General features: G+C 36.4%; 14 protein-coding genes and 1 tRNA gene. 7 read left to right on the plus strand and 8 right to left on the minus strand.

Annotation, left to right across the window (positions count from 1 at the left end):
• Positions 1-166: 166 nt before the first annotated feature.
• The 3 genes from AVL50_RS22520 to AVL50_RS22530 all read right to left on the minus strand — a co-directional run bounded on the left by AVL50_RS22520 (position 167) and on the right by AVL50_RS22530 (position 4,091).
• Entirely contained in the window at positions 167-1,081 is a 915-nt protein-coding gene (locus AVL50_RS22520) for an AraC family transcriptional regulator (RefSeq protein WP_062618693.1), read from the minus strand.
• 148 nt (positions 1,082-1,229) lie between these two features.
• Positions 1,230-1,733, minus strand: a complete 504-nt coding sequence (purE, locus tag AVL50_RS22525; protein ID WP_062618694.1) for a 5-(carboxyamino)imidazole ribonucleotide mutase — start codon at positions 1,731-1,733, stop codon at positions 1,230-1,232.
• A gap of 96 nt (positions 1,734-1,829) precedes the next feature.
• Positions 1,830-4,091 (minus strand): tetratricopeptide repeat protein, encoded by a 2,262-nt coding sequence (locus tag AVL50_RS22530; protein ID WP_062618695.1) that lies wholly within the window; start codon positions 4,089-4,091, stop codon positions 1,830-1,832.
• Between the two features lie 337 nt (positions 4,092-4,428).
• Between AVL50_RS22530 and AVL50_RS22540 the strand changes: the two genes are divergently transcribed.
• Positions 4,429-4,504: transfer RNA gene (locus tag AVL50_RS22540), tRNA-Met, on the plus strand.
• 104 nt (positions 4,505-4,608) lie between these two features.
• On the plus strand, positions 4,609-6,387 hold the full coding sequence (locus AVL50_RS22545; RefSeq protein WP_082795965.1) for a DUF4153 domain-containing protein: 1,779 nt from the start codon (positions 4,609-4,611) through the stop codon (positions 6,385-6,387).
• A 69-nt stretch (positions 6,388-6,456) separates the two neighbouring features.
• On the opposite strand, the gene AVL50_RS22550 is transcribed toward AVL50_RS22545, so the two are convergent.
• The 5 genes from AVL50_RS22550 to AVL50_RS22570 all read right to left on the minus strand — a co-directional run bounded on the left by AVL50_RS22550 (position 6,457) and on the right by AVL50_RS22570 (position 15,774).
• Entirely contained in the window at positions 6,457-7,845 is a 1,389-nt protein-coding gene (locus AVL50_RS22550; protein ID WP_062618698.1) for an NAD(P)(+) transhydrogenase (Re/Si-specific) subunit beta, read from the minus strand.
• A 34-nt stretch (positions 7,846-7,879) separates the two neighbouring features.
• Positions 7,880-8,200 carry an NAD(P) transhydrogenase subunit alpha gene (locus AVL50_RS22555; protein ID WP_044204502.1) on the minus strand — a complete coding sequence of 107 codons (321 nt, stop codon included), beginning with the start codon at positions 8,198-8,200 and terminating at the stop codon, positions 7,880-7,882.
• Positions 8,201-8,232: 32 nt separating this feature from the next.
• Complete coding sequence (locus AVL50_RS22560) at positions 8,233-9,387, minus strand: NAD(P) transhydrogenase subunit alpha (RefSeq protein ID WP_062618699.1); 1,155 nt, start codon at positions 9,385-9,387, stop codon at positions 8,233-8,235.
• Between the two features lie 591 nt (positions 9,388-9,978).
• A complete protein-coding gene (gene rpoC / locus AVL50_RS22565; protein ID WP_062619167.1) occupies positions 9,979-14,280 on the minus strand; it encodes a DNA-directed RNA polymerase subunit beta' in 4,302 nt (1,433 codons plus the stop codon).
• Positions 14,281-14,601: 321 nt separating this feature from the next.
• On the minus strand, positions 14,602-15,774 hold the full coding sequence (locus AVL50_RS22570) for a hypothetical protein (RefSeq protein WP_062618700.1): 1,173 nt from the start codon (positions 15,772-15,774) through the stop codon (positions 14,602-14,604).
• Between the two features lie 163 nt (positions 15,775-15,937).
• On the opposite strand from AVL50_RS22570, the gene AVL50_RS22575 reads away from it, so the two are divergent.
• The 5 genes from AVL50_RS22575 to AVL50_RS22595 all read left to right on the plus strand — a co-directional run bounded on the left by AVL50_RS22575 (position 15,938) and on the right by AVL50_RS22595 (position 23,067).
• Complete coding sequence (locus AVL50_RS22575; protein ID WP_062619168.1) at positions 15,938-18,775, plus strand: glycoside hydrolase family 2 protein; 2,838 nt, start codon at positions 15,938-15,940, stop codon at positions 18,773-18,775.
• A gap of 12 nt (positions 18,776-18,787) precedes the next feature.
• Positions 18,788-20,305: an alpha-L-fucosidase gene (locus AVL50_RS22580; protein ID WP_062618701.1), complete on the plus strand. Its 1,518-nt coding sequence runs from the start codon at positions 18,788-18,790 to the stop codon at positions 20,303-20,305.
• 205 nt (positions 20,306-20,510) lie between these two features.
• Positions 20,511-21,203: an outer membrane beta-barrel protein gene (locus AVL50_RS22585; RefSeq protein WP_062618702.1), complete on the plus strand. Its 693-nt coding sequence runs from the start codon at positions 20,511-20,513 to the stop codon at positions 21,201-21,203.
• Between the two features lie 172 nt (positions 21,204-21,375).
• Positions 21,376-21,813: a tRNA (adenosine(37)-N6)-threonylcarbamoyltransferase complex ATPase subunit type 1 TsaE gene (gene tsaE, locus AVL50_RS22590; protein WP_216639078.1), complete on the plus strand. Its 438-nt coding sequence runs from the start codon at positions 21,376-21,378 to the stop codon at positions 21,811-21,813.
• Positions 21,814-21,834: 21 nt separating this feature from the next.
• Positions 21,835-23,067 carry an alanine dehydrogenase gene (locus AVL50_RS22595; protein WP_062618703.1) on the plus strand — a complete coding sequence of 411 codons (1,233 nt, stop codon included), beginning with the start codon at positions 21,835-21,837 and terminating at the stop codon, positions 23,065-23,067.
• Positions 23,068-23,142: the final 75 nt, after the last annotated feature.

The following is a 23,142-nucleotide window of genomic DNA, read 5'->3' on the forward strand; positions in this document are numbered from 1 at the left end:
AAACGTTGATCACATTACAAATATGACATTTACTTCTTCTACACTTTAACACATATCACGGCAGTAAAAACACGAATCGCTGAAAAACATTTTGGATGGTAAAAAGAAAAAGGTTACCTCCTCTCTTGAGAAAATAACCTTCTAAACATAGATATATATGAATTATTCAATTTGCGATGGTTGATCGATATTGTTGGGGTGTCTTTCCTGTTTTCTGTTTGAATAATCTTCCGAAATAATGCGGGTAATTAAAACCTAATGTATAAGCTATACCGCTGATGGAATCAGAAGAGTTCAAAAGCATATTCTTTGCTTTGTCAATTATAAAATCATTGATATGATCTTTGGCTGAGCGTCCTGTTTCCTTCGCCAATAAATCACTCAAATAACTAGCAGATAAATAACATTGGTCTGCCAAGTATTGAATTGTTGGCTGACCAGTCTCTACCAGCTCATTATTTTTATAGTAATCTTTCAATAGTACTTCTACTTTAGATACAATATCCGTATTCTGAGAAGAACGTGTATTGAATTGTCTTTCATAAAATCTTAAACTATAGTTTAATAGTAGTTCAAGGTTCGATACCAACACCTGCTGAGTATGATTATCAATTCGCTCAGCTATTTCCGTTTTAATCAAATTAGCAATTTGTGTTAAAGTATCTTGTTCTTTTACAGAAAGATGCAATGCTTCATGTACTTCGTAATTGAAAAAGTTATAATCATCAATTTTCTGACCTAGAGTTGTATTTCTGATTAAGTCAGGGTGAAAATAAATCATCCAACCTTTTACTTCTCCTCGTTTTTGAGCTTTACGAACTGAAAGAACTTGATCAGGAGCTGTAAAAATCAAAACCCCTTCATTGAAATCATAATGATTACGGCCATAATCCAAACCACAGCTTTTATCTTTCAGAGCAATACAGTACATATCAGATGAATATTTCATTCCAATATGTTCCTCCCCGTACGCTAGTTCTTCTGTATTTAAAATGGTAATCAATGGATGTTGAGTGTTCTTCATCCCGAAGCAAGCAGCCAACTCATCGATTGATTTTGAATGAATTATATTTTGACTCATAACATTATTCTTTTTTTCAAAAGTATTGATTATTAGCACATAAGTTTAACACAAATCGCAGATTCTTTCACACCAATCAGCTACACAACAAATAAAAAAGGCCTGTACTTTCAAAAAATACAGACCTTCAAATTTAGAACGGGGTCAATTAAACCTTATTTCTCCATCCTTGTGTTTCTACTTCAGAAGCTGATGTTAAAACTTTGTCTTTCATCTCTTTCATGAAGTTTTCAATATTTTGAGATACCTTCTCATCTGTTGCCCCTACAATTTTAGCCGCTAAGATACCTGCATTTTTAGCACCATCTAAAGCAACTGTAGCTACTGGAACACCTGAAGGCATTTGCAAGATAGAAAGGATAGAATCCCATCCATCAATTGAGTTTCTTGACTTTACTGGTACACCAATTACTGGCAATGAAGTCATAGACGCCACCATACCTGGTAAGTGAGCTGCTCCGCCTGCTCCAGCTACAATCGCTGCTAAACCTCTTTCTTTTGCAGAAGTTGCATACTCAAACATTCTTTCCGGTGTTCTATGGGCTGAGACAATTGTCAATTCGTATTCAACGCCTAACTCTTCTAAAACTTGAGCTGCTTCTGACATTACTTTCAGGTCAGATTGACTCCCCATAATGATACCTACTTTCATGGTTCTGGTGTTTGTAAATAACTTGATTTTAAAATTGTGGCAAAAATAAGAGCTTTGCAGTTGTCCTACAAAGCCCTTTCTATATTTTATTGATTTTTAGTTAAATCTAGGATCGTTTGGATAATTGGCTTTCAACCATTTCCAATACAGTTGTGCTTTTTGTTTTTGCCCTGTTTGCTCGTATAAAGCGGCCAAAGCATAACGTAACGATGGATCTTGCTTCGTGAAACTTAGACCTTTCAAATACGTTTTTTCAGCTTCTTGTACTTTACCTAATTGCTGTAATACTAAGCCCCAGTTATAAAATGCTCTAGAATTTTGAGGATTCAATTCGGCAGCTTTACCTAAAGCTTCAGCAGCTTTTGGCCAATCTTTCATTTCAGCATATAATAAACCTTTAGAATAATACGCTTCAGCAGAGTTAGGGTCTGTCAGAATCGCATTGTCCAATGCTTGTTCTGCTAGTTTGATTTTTCCTTGAATAGAATAAACCCTCGCTAAACTAAACCTTGCTTCATTCATTAAAGTATCAAACTTCAATGACTGCTGATAAGATGCAATTGCTTTATCGTAATCCTTTCTTCTTTCATGATATTGTCCTTCTCCAAAAGGTCCTTCTCTGAAATCCTTCGCTTGACGGAAGTAGTTTTTCATTTCAGCTGTAGCCAACTCAAATGCTTCTTTCCACTTTCCTTTGAAACGGCTCTCAGGAGCATCACCCAAAGCAATTGCCGCCGCAACTCTCACTGATCTTACAGGATCTTTTAAGTAAGGGCTCAAATAAGAAATTCTTTGGTCAAGGCTCAACTGAGATAAATTCTGAATTGAAGTAAAACGCACTAATGGCTCTGGATCTTTCAAACCATTAATAATTGCTTCGATAGATTCGTTACCAGGAGTTCTAGCCAAGTAGTAAACAGCCGTTGCTCTTGCAATAAACGGTGCTTTTTGCTCTTCTACCATTTGCTTCAATTCTGAAACATATTCCTCTGAGTAACTTCTACCCAATGCTAGTGTATCTCTCCAATCATAATGCGGTTCTCCCCACATTTTTTCAAAATTAGCTACTGCCCACTTTGTCGATTTATCTGTATGACATTGGTTACAAGCATTTGGTGTTCCTTCATATTTCAAGCTCAAATCAGGTCTTGGGATTCTGAAACTATGGTCTCTACGGTAGTCATTACCCATATAAACTTCACCTACCATATGACAATCCACACATCTTACATCTTTACCTGTATCATGCAATGTATGTGATTTCACTTCATATTCTTGAGGTTCGTGACACTGAGCACATACTTTATTCAAGTCTTTAAACTTCAATTCTGCTTTATGCGCATCATGACAGTCAGTACATTTTACACCCTCATGGTACATTTTACTTTGAATAAATGAACCGTAAACATATACCTCATTCAAGATCTGACCATCATGATAGTACATATTTTCTCTCAAAATCTCAGGAGCAAATTGATCATAGAAACCTTGACCATACTTGAAGTTAGTCGTCAGCTGAGATCTTCTTGAATGACAAGGAGCACATGACTCAATCAATGTCTTCTGATCATCTGAAGTTCTAAACTGTTGAATATATAAACCTTCTACGAAATCTTTCTTTTCTTCAAACTCTGCTGAGTTAGCAAATTCCACGTGCTCTTTACCTGAACCGTGGCATGATTCGCAACCTACGTTGATTTCTGACCACTTTGTATCAAATTCATCTTTTTCAAAATCGTAATTTTTTCTAACGTTGGTAGAGTGACAGTCGGCACACATTGTATTCCAGTTTCCACCGCCATTAGACCAGTGTAACCATTCATAATGCTGGATATCATCCAAATCATCATGTTGATTAAACCACACGCCTTTTTCAGTATCCCAAGTTTCTCTGATCACTTGAACTTTACCTTTTTCCATCTCCACCATATAGTTCTGAAGCGGTGTGATGCCAAATGTATATTTTACTTCATAGTCATGATTAGCACCATCAGGACCCTGAGTATTGACGTAAAACTTATCTCCTTTTTTGAAAAACTTGCTGATAACGTTATTCGCTTTAAAAATAACATTATTGAAATCACCCAAAACCGTTTCGTCAGTAGCAAGTTTCATTGAATTATCGTGGTCAGAACCTTTCCATTTATGGTATTCGTCCTCATGACAAGAACGGCAGGTCTCAGTTCCCACAAAGATTGAATCAGGATATTGTAAATTTAGATCAGCATGAGGGTTCACCACCTCCGAAGTAGTCTCCACTTTTTTTTCTTCTTTGTCCGCTTGGTTACAACTTATATAAATTGCTCCTGAAAACACTATCGCCGACAAACTGATTAGTAAGTTGTTTTTTAATTTCATTAATCTTGATAGAACTAAGTAATTATCATCCCTATTTTACTTTACGCATTAACTGCTAATTTGTTTAAGCTTTAACTTATTATTTTTTAAAGAGATAATCAAAAAATGTTTAGTAAGATTATCTAAAGTAAAAGTTAATGTATTTTTATTCGAATCACACTTCCAATTTCCCTTTATTACAACAGGTTGGTCATTGCTTAATACTTCTCCCCAAGTCATCGTTTCATCTTTAAACAATTCGAAGTGAATTCTACCACCTCGAACCGCCTTTAATTCTTGATGATGTACAAAAACGAGCGTATCTTGACTACTTTTGCACAGCATTTAAGAAAAACAGTGCGGGGTGGAGCAGTTGGTAGCTCGTCGGGCTCATAACCCGAAGGTCATCAGTTCGAGTCTGGTCCCCGCTACCAAGTAAGGTTATCTCATTTTTGAGGTAACCTTTTTTCATTTACAGCCCCAATATCTAAATAAAATACTATCTTACAAGGACTAACTTCATATAAACTCATTAAAAATGAAATTACCTTCAATAGAGTACCTCTTCAATGCTTTTTTAAAGAGCATTAAAACATTTCCTTTTACAATTTTATCTGCCATACTGCTTACATTCCTTTTATTTTCCACTATAGATTCTGACAATACTAAAAACATTTGGATGGTAAGAGGGCTTCATGGTGCTCAAATAGGTATCCCAACATTTATAGCTATTACCTTCCTAAGCCAAAAATTAAAACTTTCTAATCTTAAGGCTTATGCGATAAGAGTTGCCGGGTTGCTGTTACTCTGTTTTTATGTGATGAGCTTACCTGATGAATTATCTTATATTCATTTTTCAAGAGGTGCCCTCCTTACTGTATTTTCGTTCTTATTACCCTTTATTGGAATCAGTGTTAGGGAAAGTAACAATCTTAATTACTGGTTCAATGCAAAAAATATTATCAGCACTTTTATTGAGTGTTTGTTTTATAGTGTGATTATCAATATTGGTATCTCTTTGGCCTTGCTCGCAATAGAGGTTTTATTTGATATCAACATCAAAGAAAATACCTATCTCAAACTCAGCGTCTTTAATTTCGCATTTCTAAACACCTTATTTTTCACTAGCAAAGTAGATTCTTTTGATATCTCTACAGAAGACAAAGAATATCCACTTTTACTTAAAAACCTTGTACAATTTATTTTACTCCCACTGGTCTGCATTTATTTAGTCATACTTTATACTTATGGCTTTAAAATAATTTTAGCACAAAACTGGCCCAAGGGTTGGGTTTCTTACTTATCGATTGGTTTCTCTTTTTTAGGCATCAGTGCTCTTTTAATAATATATCCTATTCGGAATGATAAAGGACTGAAATGGATTTCCTTGTTTAGCAAAGGCTTTTATTATGCATTATTTCCTGTCATTTTACTTTTCTGCTCTGCTATTTACAGACGTATTTCTGAATACGGAATTACAGAGTTCAGATATTATTTGATCATGATCGGCACCTGGCTCTTCTTCGTTGCCATCTACTTTTTGATCAAAGGACAGAATAATATAAAAGTGATTCCAATTGCACTCGCAGTACTTACTTTCACTTCTACTTTTGGACCTTTATCCGCCTTTAATATCAGTAAGAAAAGTCAATACAATAGACTATATGAATTGGGAGAAAAAAATGAATGGATCAATATCGAAGGGCAATGGGTAAAAAGTGATTTTAAAGTAAATGAAGATTATGAGAACATACGCTCTATTGTAGTTTACCTGATAGAACATCATGGCTACAATACTTTACAACCTCTTTTAAAGGATATAAATCTTGATGAAATAGTGAAAGAGGAAGATTCAAGATGGAAAAAGAAAGAAGCAATATTAGAGGAAATGAAGCTGAAGAAATACTATGCTCATTCAAAGGAGGAAAGTGTAGAAAGTTACACGCCTATTGATTTTGTTGAAAGGTATGATTTGCTGTATGATATCAAAGGCTATCAATATTCTACTTCGATCAGTATGCGTAAAGGGAGCTTGTCAAATGATAGTGAGATCAAGACATACCACTTCAACAACTCTGATATTACAGTTTCTTTTCAATTGATGAATAAAACAAAAGACATTGGTATTCTAACCATCAATCAGGATTCCTTTAATATTCCATATACTGCTTTTGAAAATGGGTACTTTAATCACAAAGGCTTTAAAAATGGTAGTTATAGAATTTATATTAAGCGATTTTCAGGATTTAAAACTGAAGAATTGGTGAAGACCGATAACATTTCCTTCGATCTGTATTTTAATATAGGTGAAAAGTAAATAATCAAAATAAAAGCTCTATTGAGAAAATCCCAATAGAGCTATTACTAATATAAAAATCGCTCGGAATTAAGCGTTAGCTATTTCATCTTTTAATTTACCCAATGAAGCTTTCGCGTCACCGAATAACATCTTCGTTTTCTCACCGAAGAATAATGGGTTTTGCACACCTGCATAACCTGTACTCATACCACGCTTGAATACAACAACGTTTTTCGCCATTTCAACATCAAGGATTGGCATACCGTAGATTGGTGATGAAGTATCATCTTTAGCAGATGGGTTTACTACATCATTGGCACCAATTACAAGTACAACGTCAGTAGAAGGGAAACTATCGTTAGCAGGCTCTAATTCTAATAGTTTGTCATAAGACACATCAGATTCTGCTAATAATACGTTCATGTGACCAGGCATACGACCTGCTACTGGGTGAATTGCATATCTTACTTCAACACCTTCGTCCTCCAAAGCATTTTCGATCTCGTGGCAAATGTGTTGTGCTTGTGCTACCGCTAAACCATAACCTGGTACGATAGTCACTTTGTCAGCATATTTTAATTGGATAGCTAAATCTGAAACGTTTACTTCTTTCACGATCTCTTCACGATCTGATCCAGAACCACCGCCAGATGCTCCTAAGTTACCTACTAATACGTTGATCAACGATCTGTTCATCGCCTCACACATCATTACAGTAAGGATGATACCTGAAGCACCTACAAGGATACCACCGATGATCATAATGTTGTTACCGTAGATCAAACCTGCACCAGTTGCACCAATACCCGTTACTGAGTTTAGTAATGAGATTACTACTGGCATATCACCACCACCAATTGGCGTTACGAAAGCGATACCGTAGAATAATGATAAACCAAGTAAAGCATATACTAATGCCATGTTCAACTCAGGCTGTGTCATGATCATCACTGATAATGCAATGATACCGATCAACGACGTGATGTTGATAAGTTGTGGAGCAGGTAAAGTAAAGTTATCTCTTAAAGAACCGTTTAATTTACCATAAGCTACTAACGAACCTGTTAATGATACAGCACCTACAAACATAGCGAAGATGTTTGTCAAAACAGCACCACTCATCATTTCAGTTCCTGCAGGAAGGTTTCCAAATTCAGCAATACCGATCAACATGGCACAAGCACCACCTAAACCGTTGAATAAAGATACCATCTCTGGCATTTTTGTCATGGCCACTTTCTTTGCAGAAGTTAAACCAATACCACCACCTACTAGCATTGCACCAATGATCCATAAGTAGTTGTTATCTCCCGTTTCAGGAGCAAATAATGATATAACGATGGCCATACCCATACCCAAAGCTGCTACTTGGTTACCCTTACGAGCAGATTCTGGATGCGAAAGACCTTTTAAACCAATAATAAATACGATGATACTTACTAAGTATAGTAAGTCGATTATATTCGAGTAATCCATTTGTTTACGAATCTAATTTCAGGTGAATAAGTAATTAATTTTTACGTTCTTTTTTCTTGAACATATCTAACATTCTGTTGGTTACTGCAAAACCACCTACAACGTTGATCATTGCAAGGGCAATACCGATAAAACCAAGCACTAATGTTAAGTAATCTGTAGCATCAGCTCTTCTGATTAGAATAATCGCACCGATTACTACGACACCTGAAATTGCGTTAGCTCCTGACATAAGAGGAGTATGTAAAACTGTTGGTACTTTTCCGATAATCTCCATTCCTAAAAATGAAGAAAGTACTAGTAACGACAACATGGCTAAAGTGTTATCGTCTAAGAAATTTATAATTTGTTCCATATTAGTATCGACTTGTTTGTTGTTAGTTTAGCTTACGCTTCTACACTTTCCTCTACTTTCGCAGGAGGAACTAATTGCTTTTGTTTTTCTTCGTTTCCATAGACAACGTCTCCTTTGTAAACGATACAGCTTTGAAGAATGATCTCATCGTTGAAATCGAAATCAAAACCTTCTTTTGTTAAGAACAATTTCATGTAGTTCTGAATGTTCTTGCTGTATAAAACAGAAGCTTGCTCACTAATATCCGCAGCTAAATTAGAGTTACCGATGATCGTTACACCGTGTGCTCTTACAACTTCTTTATCTTTAGTCAAAGCACAGTTACCACCTGTTGATGATGCTAAGTCAACGATTACAGAACCTGCTTTCATTGTCTTCACTGCCTCTTCAGTCACAAGTGTTGGAGCTGGTCTACCTCTTAATTGTGCAGTTGTAATTACTACGTCCGCTTTTTCAACTTTCTGAGCGATCAACTCTGCCTGTCTTTTCTTGTACTCTTCAGTTTGCTCTACAGCATAACCACCAGCGGATGTATCATCAGTAGCACCTTCTACTTCTACAAACTTAGCACCTAACGACATTACCTCTTCTTTTGCAGCGGCACGCGTATCGAATGCTTCCACTTGAGCACCTAAACGTTTTGCTGTTGCAATAGCTTGAAGACCTGCTACACCTGCACCCATTACTAACACCTTAGATGGAGGTACTGTACCAGCTGCCGTTGATAACATTGGCATATAACGTGGCAAATAGTCAGTTGCTTTCAATACTGCTTTATAACCTGAGATTGAAGCCATAGACGATAGAATGTCCATTGACTGAGCAATTGTAGTTCTTGGAATCATGTCAAAGCTAAAAGCTGAGATCCCTTTTGTAGCATACACTTCACAGATTGAAGCGTCTTGGAAAGGTTGGAAAGAGGAGAATAAGAAAGTTCCCTCAGCCAATTTCGCAACATCTTCCTTGCTTAATGGATCTAAAGTAATTAATACATTAGATGAGCTTAATACCTCTTCTCTACTTTTTGACTTTGCTCCGATACCTTCGTATAGTTCGTCGCTAATAAAAGCACTTTCGCCAGCGCCTTTTTCGTAAATAACCTCATGCCCCTCAGAAATGAATTTCTTCGCTAATTCTGGAGTAACGGACACACGTTGATCTTGTTCTTTTAAAATTCCAAATAGCATACCTATGCGATTTTAAATAGTAATATATTCCGTATTCAATAGGATAACCTTATCCTATCATTTGTTAGTTAGTTTGTTAATAAAACATTCAACTTTAAGCCGAACGTTTTAGCAAATATACAATAAAAATATCGTTTTTTTATAATAACAATAATCATCCTTTGGTTGTATTAAAAAAGTTTCAAAAATACACTTATTTTTATTCACTTTTATTTACCATGATAAAGTGCAAATTCAAGAAGGAAGCATTCAGTTATAAACTATACAGATATATAACACGTAGTTTAAAATAACACAAAACATTTGTTAATTAACTTCTATCTCTTTCAGATCGAAGATGGGTATAAAATTAAACGTGAATTAAACAGTTACAAATCAGTATTAGAAAAGTACAATTTTATATTTTAATCGAAGCTAAAGTACTGATAGAAAGAAAATTGAAAAAATATTTACTCAATTATGAAAAAATAGCTAAATCATTAAAAAAAGGGGCTTTTTAAATACGAAATCCAAACTTTCTCACTCCAAAAAGAGTACAAAAAAAGCCCCTCATCTTGCGATGAAGGGCTCTATTAAACCGCTTGCAAATTTTTAGAATCCTGTAGTCAGGTGTCTTTCTCTAGAATCAATTAGTGCTTCATACTCTTCTTTAGAGCCAACACGAAGTGTTTCATAGTCACGAAGACCTGTACCCGCAGGAATCAAGTGGCCCACGATAACGTTTTCTTTCAATCCAACTAGTTCATCACGCTTACCTCTAATAGAAGCTTCACTTAATACTTTAGTTGTCTCTTGGAAAGAGGCTGCTGAAATAAACGATTTCGTATCCAATGACGCTTGAGTGATACCTTGAAGCGTAGGTCTTGAAATTGCTGGCTGTGCATCACGAACCTTCATTTCTTTCATATCTCTACGTTTCAACGATGAATTTTCATCACGCATCTCACGGAATGAGATTAACGCACCCGCCTTGAATCTCGCTGAGTCACCTGCATCCGTAACGATCTTCATGCTAAGCACTTTATCGTTTTCTTCACGGAATGTGAATTTCTCAACTACTTGACCAGGCAAGAATGTTGTATCACCATTATCTTCGATAACGACTTTTTGCATCATTTGACGTACAATTACCTCAATGTGCTTATCGTTAATTTTTACACCTTGTAGACGGTATACATCTTGAATTTCATTTACCAAGTACTCTTGTACAGCAGTTGGTCCTTTAATTTTCAAGATATCTGCAGGAGTGATTGCACCATCTGAAAGTGGCATACCCGCTCTCACATAGTCATTCTCTTGAACTAGGATGTGCTTCGATAAGTTCACCATATAACGACGTTTCACACCGTCACGTGACTCAACGAATAACTCACGGTTAGCACGTTTTACCGCACCATAAGTCACAATACCATCAATTTCAGATACTACAGCCGGAGATGATGGGTTACGTGCTTCGAATAATTCCGTTACACGAGGAAGACCACCGGTAATATCTCGTGATTTACCAGCAGAACGAGGGATTTTCACTAGAATATCACCTGCCTTCACTTTTTGACCATCTTCAACAGTTAAACGAGCATCTGTTGGTAAGTTGGATGCTACTGACTCACCGTTGTCACCCGCGATATGGATGATTGGGTTTTTAGTTTTATCCTTAGTATCGATAATTACTTTCTCTTCGTAGCCCGTCATTTCATCCGTTTCTACGCGGTAAGTAATATCTCTTTCGATTGATTCGAATTCAGTTACACCGTTGTATTGTGCAAGGATTACGGCGTTGAATGGATCCCATGAACAAATCACGTCACCTTCTTCAACCATATCACCTTCTTTCACACTTAGGTATGAACCGTACTGAATATGAGCATTGAATAATACTTTGCCCTCGTCGTCTAAGATGTTTAATTCAGCTGTACGAGCCATTACTACATCTTTAGCGTCACCTTGAGGGTCAGTACTCTTCACTGACTTCATTTCAATAAATTCTACTTTACCAGCTTTCTTCGCTTTCAATGAAGCATCAGTTGCAATGTGGGATGCCACACCACCGACGTGGAATGTACGTAGTGTAAGCTGAGTACCTGGCTCACCAATTGATTGTGCAGCAATTACACCTACTGATTCACCTTTTCCTGCTACGCCACCTGTTGCCAAGTTTTTACCGTAACATTTCTCACAAACACCCTTACGAGTTTCACAAGTCAATACTGATCTTACTTCAACTTCCTCGATACCTGCTTCTTCAATTTCCTGAGCAATTTCTGGAGTAATAGCACCAGTTGCAGGAACGATGATTTCGCCAGTTTCAGGATGTTCTACATCGTTCAATGAAGTACGTCCTTCGATTCTGTCTGATAAAGCTTCTTTGATCTCATCGTTCTCTTTCAATGGAGTTACTGTAAGACCACGTAAAGTACCACAGTCTACTTCAGTAACAACCACGTCTTGAGCAACGTCTACCAAACGACGAGTTAGGTAACCCGCATCGGCAGTTTTCAAGGCTGTATCGGCTAGACCTTTACGAGCACCGTGAGTTGAGATAAAGTATTCCAATACATCCAAACCTTCTTTAAAGTTTGAAAGAATTGGGTTTTCAATAATGTTCGCACCTGAAGCTCCACCTAAGTTTTTCTGAGGCTTAGCCATTAGACCCCTCATACCTCCTAACTGACGAATCTGCTCTCTCGAACCACGGGCTCCTGAGTGCATCATCATATAGATAGAGTTGAAACCTTGGTTATCCTCTTCCATTTGCGTCATTACAGTAGACGTCAACATGTTGTTTGTCTTCGTCCAAACGTCAATCACTTGGTTATAACGTTCGTTATCAGTGATAAGACCCATCATGAAGTTGTTACGAATGATATCTACTTCACCTTTCGCTTCTTCAATTAATTCTGCTTTTTCTTTAGGGATAATGATTTCATCCAAACCGAATGAAAGACCACCTTTATAGGCCATCTGGAAACCTTCGTGTTTGATATCATCCAAGAACTGAGCAGCACGAGCCATACCTACGATATCTACCACTTTCGCGATAATCACCTGTAATGCTTTCTTAGAAAGTAGTTCGTTTACGAAACCTACTTCTTCAGGAACGTGTTGGTTGAATAATACACGACCAGCTACTGTCTCGATGAATTTCTCCTCAAGCTCACCAGTCTCATCATTCAATTCTTTTCCTTTTACGAAGATCCATGCGTGACGAGAGATTGCTCCTTCGTTCAATGCAATGATCACTTCTTCTGACGAGTAGAATGTCATACCTTCACCTTTCACGATTTCCGTGTCAGTAGTACGACGTCCTTTTGTCATATAATATAGACCTAATACCATATCCTGAGAAGGTACGGCGATAGGTTTACCATTGGCTGGGTTTAGGATGTTATGCGATGCTAACATCAATAGAGATGCCTCTAATACAGCTTCATGTCCAAGAGGAACGTGAACGGCCATCTGGTCACCATCGAAATCGGCGTTGAAGGCTGTTGTTACTAATGGGTGTAATTGGATCGCTTTACCTTCGATTAGTTTCGGTTGGAAAGCTTGGATACCCAATCTGTGAAGTGTAGGGGCACGGTTTAGTAGTACAGGATGACCTTTCAATACGTTTTCAAGGATATCCCAAACTACTGGATCTTTACGGTCAACGATTTTCTTCGCTGATTTTACCGTTTTTACGATACCACGCTCGATCAACTTACGAATAATGAACGGCTTGAATAATTCAGCTGCCATATTCTTAGGAAGACCACACTCGTGTAATTTAAGCTCTGGACCTACTACAATTACAGAACGACCTGAGTAGTCCACACGCTTACCTAATAAGTTTTGACGGAAACGACCTTGCTTACCTTTCAACATATCTGAAAGTGATTTCAATGGACGGTTACCATCAGAACGCACTGCATTAACTTTACGTGAGTTGTCAAATAATGAATCAACTGCTTCTTGAAGCATACGCTTCTCGTTACGTAAGATAACTTCTGGTGCTTTAATATCAATCAGACGCTTCAGACGGTTGTTACGGATGATTACTCTTCTGTACAAGTCGTTCAAGTCTGACGTTGCAAAACGGCCACCATCTAGAGGTACCAATGGACGTAATTCTGGTGGAATTACAGGAACCATACGGATTACCATCCATTCAGGGCGGTTTTCAATTCTAGTTTTCGCATCACGGAATGCTTCCACTACACGAAGACGCTTTAATGCTTCTGCCTTACGTTGTTGCGAAGTATCGTTGTTCGCTTGGTCACGTAATGCTGCAGCCATATCTTCCAGTTTAGTACGAGCTAAAAGCATTTCTAATGCCTCAGCACCCATCTTAGCAATGAACTTGTCTGGATGATCGTCTTCTAATTGTCGGTTTTCGCTTGGTAGCTTATCCATGATGTCAAGATATTCATCCTCTGTAAGGAAGTCCATCTTTGCGATGCCGTCGGCTTCTTTTACACCTGCTTGGATTACTACATAGCGCTCGTAGTAAATGATTTGATCAAGTTTCTTCGTTGGTAAACCTAATAGGTAACCAATCTTGTTCGGTAACGAACGGAAGTACCAGATGTGAGCAACAGGAACAACTAATTGGATGTGTCCCATTCTTTCACGACGCACCTTCTTTTCTGTTACCTCAACACCACAACGGTCACAGATAATACCTTTGTAACGGATACGTTTGTATTTACCACAGTGGCATTCCCAGTCCTTTACAGGTCCGAAGATACGCTCACAGAACAAACCTCCCATTTCCGGCTTATACGTACGGTAGTTGATGGTTTCTGGTTGAGTCACTTCACCGTGAGAGCTTTCCAAAATTGATTCTGGAGAGGCCAAACTCACTGTTACTGAAGTGAAATCGTTATTGATCTTTTTGTTTTTTCTAAACGACATTTGCAATTTGCGGTTTTCTTGAATCTGCAAATATAGAAACTAATAAGCAAAAATTCCATTATACACAAAGAAAATAGCTCTAATTTTTTAAATTATAAAAATTAAAATTATAACATACTGAAAATCAATCAGTTTAGAAGTGAGTGTGATTTCATAATTTTCTTTAACAGAACAAGTTCGGGTTGGGTTTCACTTACTACTCTATTACAGTTCTATGAAAATAACTCTTTTATTACCAACTATTCATCAATTATCTATTTAATTTTCAACTTTTTATACTCTCGCCTCTTCTACATTACAATGGACTTTTACCTCTTTTCACTAAAAAGTAACTACTAATTCCTCTTTCAGACTTAAGTTGATTCTTTCCTTTCCCTCAGCAATAAAAACTGCTGTAAAATTTTGCTCTCCGATAGCATAACGCTTATCGAAAGTTTTAAGAGAATCTGTGTTTGTGAAAAATTCAACAGAAGCCATTACACCAATGTCATGATTTGAAAAAAAGAAAAACTGTGTTCTTCCTTGAGAAGTTTTAATTTTAGAGACAATAGTAAAGTCGTTTATCAAATCTTGGCTGTTAGTTTCATAACTGTTTTCGATCCCTGTTTCTTTATTTGTGTAAATCAAATGTTTGTCCTTGATTTTAAAATAGGGGTTGTATTGGTTAAATAGATAGACAAAATCGCTTTGATTGTAAAAACGACCTACATAAATAAGGTTGCCATTTTTAATGTTAGTGAAAGAGGTATTGGTCGCATACTTTATTAAGAGTTCTTCATTCCATTTCTGAAAGTACCGTCCTAAATCATATGTTGCGTGTTCAGCCATTCTTGTTGAATAATAAAGATCGGTCATCCTCGTCTTTTCTTTTAGTTCCGGCTTATCCTCTATCAAACCCAAATAATCTTCAACATTATTGATATTAAAATCACGTGTCCATCCTTCGTTTCCAGAAATAGTTTTACCTCTATATCCAAAGGCATCACCTATATATAAATGTGTAGGTTGTTTACTTTGTATAATTTTTTGCCATAAGGGAGAAACTGATTCAGGTGCATTCCATAAATAACTGAGTAATGCAATCAAAAGCAATCCTATATATGGTATAAATTTAGAATCCCATCGAAATAGATTGATTAGAGATACATTTTTTGATGGCTGACTCGTATTTTTTCTGAACTTCACACCATATTGTCCCTTTTCAATCATCAACTCCCAATCGTCATCAGCACCCTCAGTCGAATAATAGTTTGTCAACTTTTTTCTCAAATTGTACACATTTACTCTCACCCTTGAATTCGATTTACCATCAGGATCCCCTCTAAAGAATTCCATTTCGATCACCCCTTCCTTCAAAGGAGTATTATTATATGTAGCTTCAAAAAGATACTTCAACAAAGCAATTGAAGTCGGTGCATTCTTAAAAGTGTCACTCTGTAGTATAGCGTCAACAATCTGTTGCTTCTGTGTTATGGTAAGTTTTTGTTCCCTCATCTAAAAAGTATAAAATGATTAAAAAATAGGGGGCGAAAGGCTTTTGTAACGATCATTTTAACCGTTATAGAGACCGTTAATGTGATGTTTCAGATATAGAATTCCTTCCACAAGCCTGTTATTTGAAATCAAATCACAAAGTATTATGAAGGTAAAACAACAAATGAATTTCAAGAGACAGATAGTTTCTTTTTTGAGTCTATTTATAATTTACTCCCTATTTTTCTTAGGATCTACAACTGCTCAAAATAGTCAGCAAACAGAAAAAAGATATATAACAGGAACGGATAAAGACAATACTGTGACTTGGGACTTCTACTGTTCCGCAGGTCAGAATAGTAAAAAGTGGACTACTATTGAAACACCATCTTGCTGGGAAATTCAAGGATTTGGTCACTATAATTACGGTCATGATCCATTTGAGAAAAGAGTCAATGAATATGGGTTATACAAGCATAAGTTTTCCGTACCTAAGGATTGGAAAAATAAAACAGTCAAAATCGTTTTTGAGGGTGTAATGACCGATGCTGAAGTAAAGGTTAATGGTAAACTCGCAGGACCTATTCATCAAGGTGCTTTTTATGAATTTAAATACGACATTACAAACCTGCTTAAATATGGAAATGAAAACCTTATTGAAGTCAAAGTAAATAAAGCTTCAGCCAATGAATCCATCAATCATGCGGAACGTAAAGCAGACTTCTGGATTTTTGGGGGAATTTATCGTCCCGTTTATCTTGAAGCTCTTCCAAAACAGCATATCGAAAGAGTAGCAATTGATGCGAAAGCGAATGGACATATTACAGCGGATGTATTTCTTTCAAAGAAAACAGAAGGTGATATAAAAGCTCGATTACTAGATATTCAAGGAAACCTAGTTCAAGACTTAAATCTTGAGACTTCAAAAGCTAATCAAAAATGGAGATTAAAAACTAAAGCTTATAACATTAAAACATGGAACCCAGAATTTCCTCACCTTTATCAACTTGAACTTTCATTACTCAATAAAAAAGGTCAGTTACAACATCAAATCAAACAACGTATTGGTTTTAGAACTGTAGAACTATTAGAGGGAGACGGAATATATGTCAATGGAGAACGGATTAAGTTCAAAGGTGTAAACCGACATTCTTTTTTCCCTTCTTCAGGCAGAACTACGAGTAAAGCTTTGAGCATTGAACATGTGGAAATGATGAAAGACATGAACATGAACGCAGTTCGAATGTCGCATTATCCACCTGATGTTCATTTTTTAGATGTCTGTGACTCCCTTGGGCTTTTTGTGATTGATGAGGTTTGTACTTGGCATTCCCCTGCCTTAGACACAGAAGTTGGAGAGAAGATCGTCAAAGAAACAGTAGTTCGAGATGTGAATCATCCTTCGATTTTACTTTGGGCTAATGGAAATGAATCTGGTTGGAATACTGAATTGGATGATGATTATGCACTTTGGGATATTCAGCAACGTGAAGTTATTCATCCATGGAATATTTTCAATAAAACCAATACGCTTCATTATTTCCATTTCCATGGTTTAGCAAATGACGGCCCTGCCACAGATAAAATCTTTTTCCCTACGGAATTTCTTCATGGTTTATATGATGGTGGACATGGTGCTGGTTTGGAAGATTATTGGGAAAAGATGTGGAATATGCCAAATAGTGCTGGTGGATTTCTTTGGGATTTTGCTGATGAAGCCGTCGTTAGAACGGATAAAAACGGCATTTTAGATACCGACGGCAATCATGCTTCTGATGGTATTGTAGGACCTTATGGAGAAAAAGAAGCTAGCTATTTTACCATCAAAGAAATATGGTCTCCTATTTATATTGAAGATCGTACCATCAAAAGTGACTTTAATGGAATCTTCAGAATAGAAAATCGATACCATTATACTTCTCTGGCTTCTTGCAAAATGATCGCTAAACTTGTTAGTTTCCAAGAAAACAAAGTAACAGTATTAGAAGAAAAACCTGTTGAGCTTCCTCCTTTATCTCCTAATCAAAAAGGAATATTTAAGGTCAATAAAACTCCACTTTGGGAAAAAGCAGACGCACTTCACCTTACCGCTTATAATCCTTATGGAAAAGAAATATTTACTTGGTCTTATGCGATTGAAAGTCCTAAAATTATTTCAAAAAAATTACTAGCTCAAACTCCAAATAAATCAAAGAGGACATTACAGTTAAAGCATGAAAAAGACAATATCATCGTAGCTTCTGATGAATGCGAGTTTACTTTTTCGAATAAAACCGGTGTATTAAAAAAGGTCATTAAAAACAATCAAATTATCCCATTATCAAACGGTCCTGTTATCCTTGGTAATAAGAATAAAGTAGATACCGTCAAAGTCATCCAACAGGAGAATTACATTGATATAATCGCTGTTTTTGAGCCTAAGAATAAAATGCCGGAATGGACGAAAATAGTAGTGCTAAGTTCTGATAGTATAAAGTGGAGAGTTCATCAAAATGGATTATTGGATCTTGACGCTGAGTTTAAAGGAAAGAAAAGGACGAAAGACGTTTTAGGCATCACATTTAATTATGATGAAGGTGATGTAGCAGGTATGAAATGGCTTGGAGATGGTCCTTACAGAGTTTGGAGAAATAGAACCAAAGGGACTCGTTTTCAAGTTTGGGAAAATGATTACAACAACACTATCACCGGTGAATCAGGCTTTGTCTATCCTGAGTTCAAAGGCTACTTCTCACATTTGTATTGGGTAGAATTAAAAAGTAAATCGACTGATGGTTTTAAAGTTTATTGTCACTCTCCTTATGTTTTCTTAAGAATGCTTACTCCTGAAAAACCAAGTGGTGATCCAAAAGGCAGAGTCACTCCATTTTTCCCAAAAGGTGATATTTCATTCGTGTATAATATCCCTGGTATTGGCACCAAGTTCCAAGAGTCAAACAGTACCGGCCCTCATGGCAATGACGAAATCTACTACGGGAATAGTGACGAGCCTTTGAAAATTGCATTGACTTTCCAATTCTAAACCAACAATGAAATGAATATACTATCAAAAATTACAGGCTTAATCCTAGTTACAGGGATTGCTTTTGGCTGTACAAACAGTACTGCTGATGATCCAGAAAAATATGAAGCAACTTGGGAATCTTTAGCAAAACATGATGCTACTCCCGAATGGTTTCAAGATGCAAAATTCGGTATCTACTTCCACTGGGGACCTTATAGCGTTCCGGCTTATGGTAGTGCTTGGTACCCTTGTAATATGTATATCAAAGGGTCTAATGTCAATAAATTCCATGAAGAGAATTTTGGTGATATAAACGAATTCGGATACCAAGATTTTATTCCAATGTTTACCGCTGAGTATTTTGACCCGGAAGATTGGGCAGAACTTTTTTCACAAGCAGGTGCAAAGTTTGCAGGCCCGGTAGCACAGCATCATGATGGATTTGCGATGTGGAATAGTCAGGTGAATCCTTGGAATGCTCAAGTAATGGGACCAAAAAGGGATATTTTGGGTGATATGTTTCAAGCTTTGAAAAAGAGGAATATGAAAACATTGGCTACATTTCACCATGCTCGCAATGGACAAAGAAATGCTTCAATACCTGAAAATTGGGGCCGTAATGGATTCAACTCCCATTATCCCTATCATCCTGATTTACCTACAGCTACAAAAGATCCAAAACTAAAAATGCTGTTTGGTAATTTTGATACGGAAGAGGAGTTCAATCAGTATTGGCTTCAGCAAGTCAACGAAGTGGTAGATCAATACCAACCTGATATGATTTGGTTTGACTCTTGGTTGAATTTCATCCCTGCCTCTTACCGAAAAGAAATGTTAGCTCATTTTTTCAATGAAGGTGCTAAAAATGGACAAGAAGTAGTCAGTTGTCATAAGCAAAATGACTTACCGATGGAATCTAGTGTTTTGGATTTTGAGCAAGGAGGAAGAAGAGACATCTACCCTATTCCCTGGATGACTGATATTACATTGGGGGAACATAAATGGATGTATGTGGAAGGACACCCTTACAAATCTTCATCATTGGTTCTTAGAAACATGATTGATGTTTGGAGTAAAAATGGCATTGTACTTCTTAATGTTTCTCCAAAAGCAAATGGCATTATCAATCAAGAACAAAGAAGTATACTAAAAGACATTGGTGATTGGTTTAAGATCTATGGAGAAGCAGTATACGGTACTCGCCCCTATTATGTGTTTGGATACGGTAATGCAAAGCCTTCTCAAAGCTCACATGATGGTCAATCCGCTAAAGTTAAATATACTGCCAATGATGTTCGTTTTACTATTTCAAAAGACAATAAATCGGTGTATTTGTTTATACTCGGAAAACCAAAAACGGAAAAAAAAATGAAGGTAAGACCTTTAGGCTTACATAGAAACTGCACTCCTACTCCTATAAAAAGAATGATTGATTTAGGCACAGGTAAAGAGGTAAAGTGGGAAATGAAAACAGATAATTTTTATTTTACAATTCCAGACGCTGATCATAATTTGATGGCAAATGTGTATAAACTGGAATTAGAATAAATTCAATCAATATTAGAAACTGAAAAAGATTTTGTCTACTCTCACATTTCAATTTTCTATAAAATAACTCTACTATTGTCAAGTATTCATCAATAAGACGTTTAATTCTTAACTTTTTATTCTTGAGGTTATTTTCTTACTACTCATATTGATCTATATTTGAATAGATTTTTGAAATGTGTCTTTTTAATTAATCAATTACAAAATGAAAAAAATCAATCTCTTTTTCTGTTTCCTATTTTTTAGTTTATACACTTTTGGACAAGGAACAGGTATTCCCGGAAACTTCTATTTAGATTTTGGAGCTACAATGTGGCAAGATGATAAAGGACTAGAATTAGAAACACAATCTAGATCGGTATCACTTTCTTACATGTATGAATTAGTTTTGGATAAAAACGGTCAGTTTACCTTCAACCCTGGCGTTGGATATACAGCTGACAATTATTTCATGAAAAACGGTGTAACAATTTATAATAATGGAAATAACACATTACCTGTAGACGCTGTAAGTGGTGATCAGAGATTAAGAAAAAGCAAGTTTGTAGGAAATTATGTTGATGTACCATTAGAATTCCGTTTCAGAAATCACCCAGGTAGAAATGCTTTTCGTTTTGCTGTTGGTGCAAAATTGAGTGTGCTGGTAGACAGTCATACCAAAGTGAAATACGAAGACGAATATGGCAATGTCCGTGTTTCAAAAGATAAAGGAAATTTGAATATGAACGTTTTCAAAGCCGGATTAGTAGGTAGAATTGGTTACGGATGGATCAACTTTTTCTGCTACTATGGCCTTACAAATACTTTTGAAAGTGATAAATTATTAAATACAGATGGAGTTGCATTTACAGGTACTGACAGACCTATAACTATTGGTATTACAGTTTCGAATTTCTAAGAAAAATACATATTACAGAAAGGCTACTTCGTTAAATAATAGACGAAGTAGCCTTTTTTATTTGGTGTACACTATAATTATCATAAGATTATAACCACAAAAAGAATAATTTAAATAAATTCGTTACTGAACCTGTACTATAAAACCGTCAAATGATTTATATTTACTAAACATGAGTTCTAAAGAGTTGGTAATCAAAACAAACAGCATAGATGATTTAGCATCGGCAGCTCAACAAGTAATTGACTTTACTAAAGGCAAATCCAATGTCTGGCTTTTTCATGGCGAAATGGGAGCCGGAAAAACAACTTTCATCAAAAGCATTTGTGAAGTTTTAGGCGTTATGGATCACGTAAACAGCCCCACATTTGCTTTGGTCAATGAATATATGACAGATCAAGCCGATACTATCTATCACTTTGATATGTATAGAATCAAAGATGAAACGGAAGCATTTGATATAGGTTTTGAAGAGTATATATACAGCAAAAATCTTTGCTTGATTGAGTGGCCTTCAAAAGTAGAAAGACTATTACCAGAAGACTGCATTGATATAGACATCAAAGTCTTAGACGAACACTCAAGGGAAATTTCTATTAGATTAAATTAAACTTTCTTCTCTAGATAACATATGGCAAAGCAACGTGAAGGCTTCGAGAAAGCTACCGAAAGTTATTTTCAATTTCACCCTCAAGAGGTAATGGAGGGACCTGTCAGTAAAAAAGGATCTCCTCTGAAAATTGGTTTACCTAAAGAGCTAAATCCCGACGAGAAAAGGTGTGCATTGAGACCTGGTGCTGTTTCTATATTAGTCAACAATGGGATTGAAGTATTAGTGGAGTCTAAAACTGGTCAACATGTAAATCACCTTGACCAGGAATATGCAGACGCTGGTGCTACTATAGTTTATACACATAAGGAAGCCATGGAAGCTGATCTTGTGGTAAAAATAGCCTCTCCTACAGTAGAAGAAGTTTCTTATATGAAGAAACATAAAGCCATCATTTCGGCTATTCATATGAGAGATATTCAAAAAAGTGTATTAACAGCTTTGAATGATAAAAAAATCACAGCTTTAGGTTTTGAATTACTTGAAGACAAAGTAGGTGGTTTGCCATTAGTAAGAGCAATGAGTGAAATTGCAGGCAGCACTGTAATGCTGATTGCCGCAGAATATCTAAGCAGTTATAACGGAGGGAAAGGAATTATTCTTGGAGGTATTACGGGTGTTCCACCTTCAAAAGTAGTGATTCTTGGAGCAGGAACAGTAGCCGAATATGCTGCTAGAAATGCTATCGGTATGGGAGCGGAAGTGAAAGTTTTTGACAATGCCATTTATAAGCTTCGAAGACTTAAAAAAGAGCTTAACCTTCCTCACTTATTTACATCCGCTTTTGATAGTACTTCTATTCAAGAAGCTCTGAGCAGAGCAGATATTGTAATTGGAGCGGTACATACACACGGCACAAGAACACCTTCTATCGTTACGGAAGAAATGGTGGCAAGTATGAGGGAAAATTCTATCATCATTGATGTATGTATTGATCAAGGAGGATGCTTTGAAACTTCGGAGCCTACCAATCATAGACATCCTGTTTACAAGAAGCACGGAGTAATTCATTATTGTGTCCCTAACATTGCGTCAAGAGTATCAAGAACTGCAACTGCTGCTATCAGTAATATCTTCACCACTACTTTGATGAAATTAAATGATGAAGGTAGTGTTGATACCATGATGAGAAGACACTCTTGGTTTACCAAAGGCGTTTACACGTATAGAGGTTGTGTGACGAATCAAATGATAGCGGAAAAGTTTGATCTTCCATTAAAGAATCTGGATTTGATTCTTGCAGCTGGAATTTAGATAAAAAAGGAATAAATATCCTTTGGAACTACAAGAAAATATTTTCGAACAATTTCTTCAAACTGCTGAAATTGG

The sequence above is a fragment of the Flammeovirga sp. SJP92 genome (assembly GCF_001583495.1).
Taxonomy (GTDB): Bacteria; Bacteroidota; Bacteroidia; order Cytophagales; family Flammeovirgaceae; genus Flammeovirga.

What these genes read in the sequence shown, in the direction of transcription:
- AVL50_RS22520 (WP_062618693.1), bottom strand. Translation starts at nt 1,081, where the DNA reads ATGAGTCAAAATATAATTCATTCAAAATCAATCGATGAGTTGGCTGCT.
- purE (WP_062618694.1), bottom strand. Translation starts at nt 1,733, where the DNA reads ATGAAAGTAGGTATCATTATGGGGAGTCAATCTGACCTGAAAGTAATG.
- AVL50_RS22530 (WP_062618695.1), bottom strand. Translation starts at nt 4,091, where the DNA reads ATGAAATTAAAAAACAACTTACTAATCAGTTTGTCGGCGATAGTGTTT.
- AVL50_RS22545 (WP_082795965.1), top strand. Translation starts at nt 4,609, where the DNA reads ATGAAATTACCTTCAATAGAGTACCTCTTCAATGCTTTTTTAAAGAGC.
- AVL50_RS22550 (WP_062618698.1), bottom strand. Translation starts at nt 7,845, where the DNA reads ATGGATTACTCGAATATAATCGACTTACTATACTTAGTAAGTATCATC.
- AVL50_RS22555 (WP_044204502.1), bottom strand. Translation starts at nt 8,200, where the DNA reads ATGGAACAAATTATAAATTTCTTAGACGATAACACTTTAGCCATGTTG.
- AVL50_RS22560 (WP_062618699.1), bottom strand. Translation starts at nt 9,387, where the DNA reads ATGCTATTTGGAATTTTAAAAGAACAAGATCAACGTGTGTCCGTTACT.
- rpoC (WP_062619167.1), bottom strand. Translation starts at nt 14,280, where the DNA reads ATGTCGTTTAGAAAAAACAAAAAGATCAATAACGATTTCACTTCAGTA.
- AVL50_RS22570 (WP_062618700.1), bottom strand. Translation starts at nt 15,774, where the DNA reads ATGAGGGAACAAAAACTTACCATAACACAGAAGCAACAGATTGTTGAC.
- AVL50_RS22575 (WP_062619168.1), top strand. Translation starts at nt 15,938, where the DNA reads ATGAATTTCAAGAGACAGATAGTTTCTTTTTTGAGTCTATTTATAATT.
- AVL50_RS22580 (WP_062618701.1), top strand. Translation starts at nt 18,788, where the DNA reads ATGAATATACTATCAAAAATTACAGGCTTAATCCTAGTTACAGGGATT.
- AVL50_RS22585 (WP_062618702.1), top strand. Translation starts at nt 20,511, where the DNA reads ATGAAAAAAATCAATCTCTTTTTCTGTTTCCTATTTTTTAGTTTATAC.
- tsaE (WP_216639078.1), top strand. Translation starts at nt 21,376, where the DNA reads ATGAGTTCTAAAGAGTTGGTAATCAAAACAAACAGCATAGATGATTTA.
- AVL50_RS22595 (WP_062618703.1), top strand. Translation starts at nt 21,835, where the DNA reads ATGGCAAAGCAACGTGAAGGCTTCGAGAAAGCTACCGAAAGTTATTTT.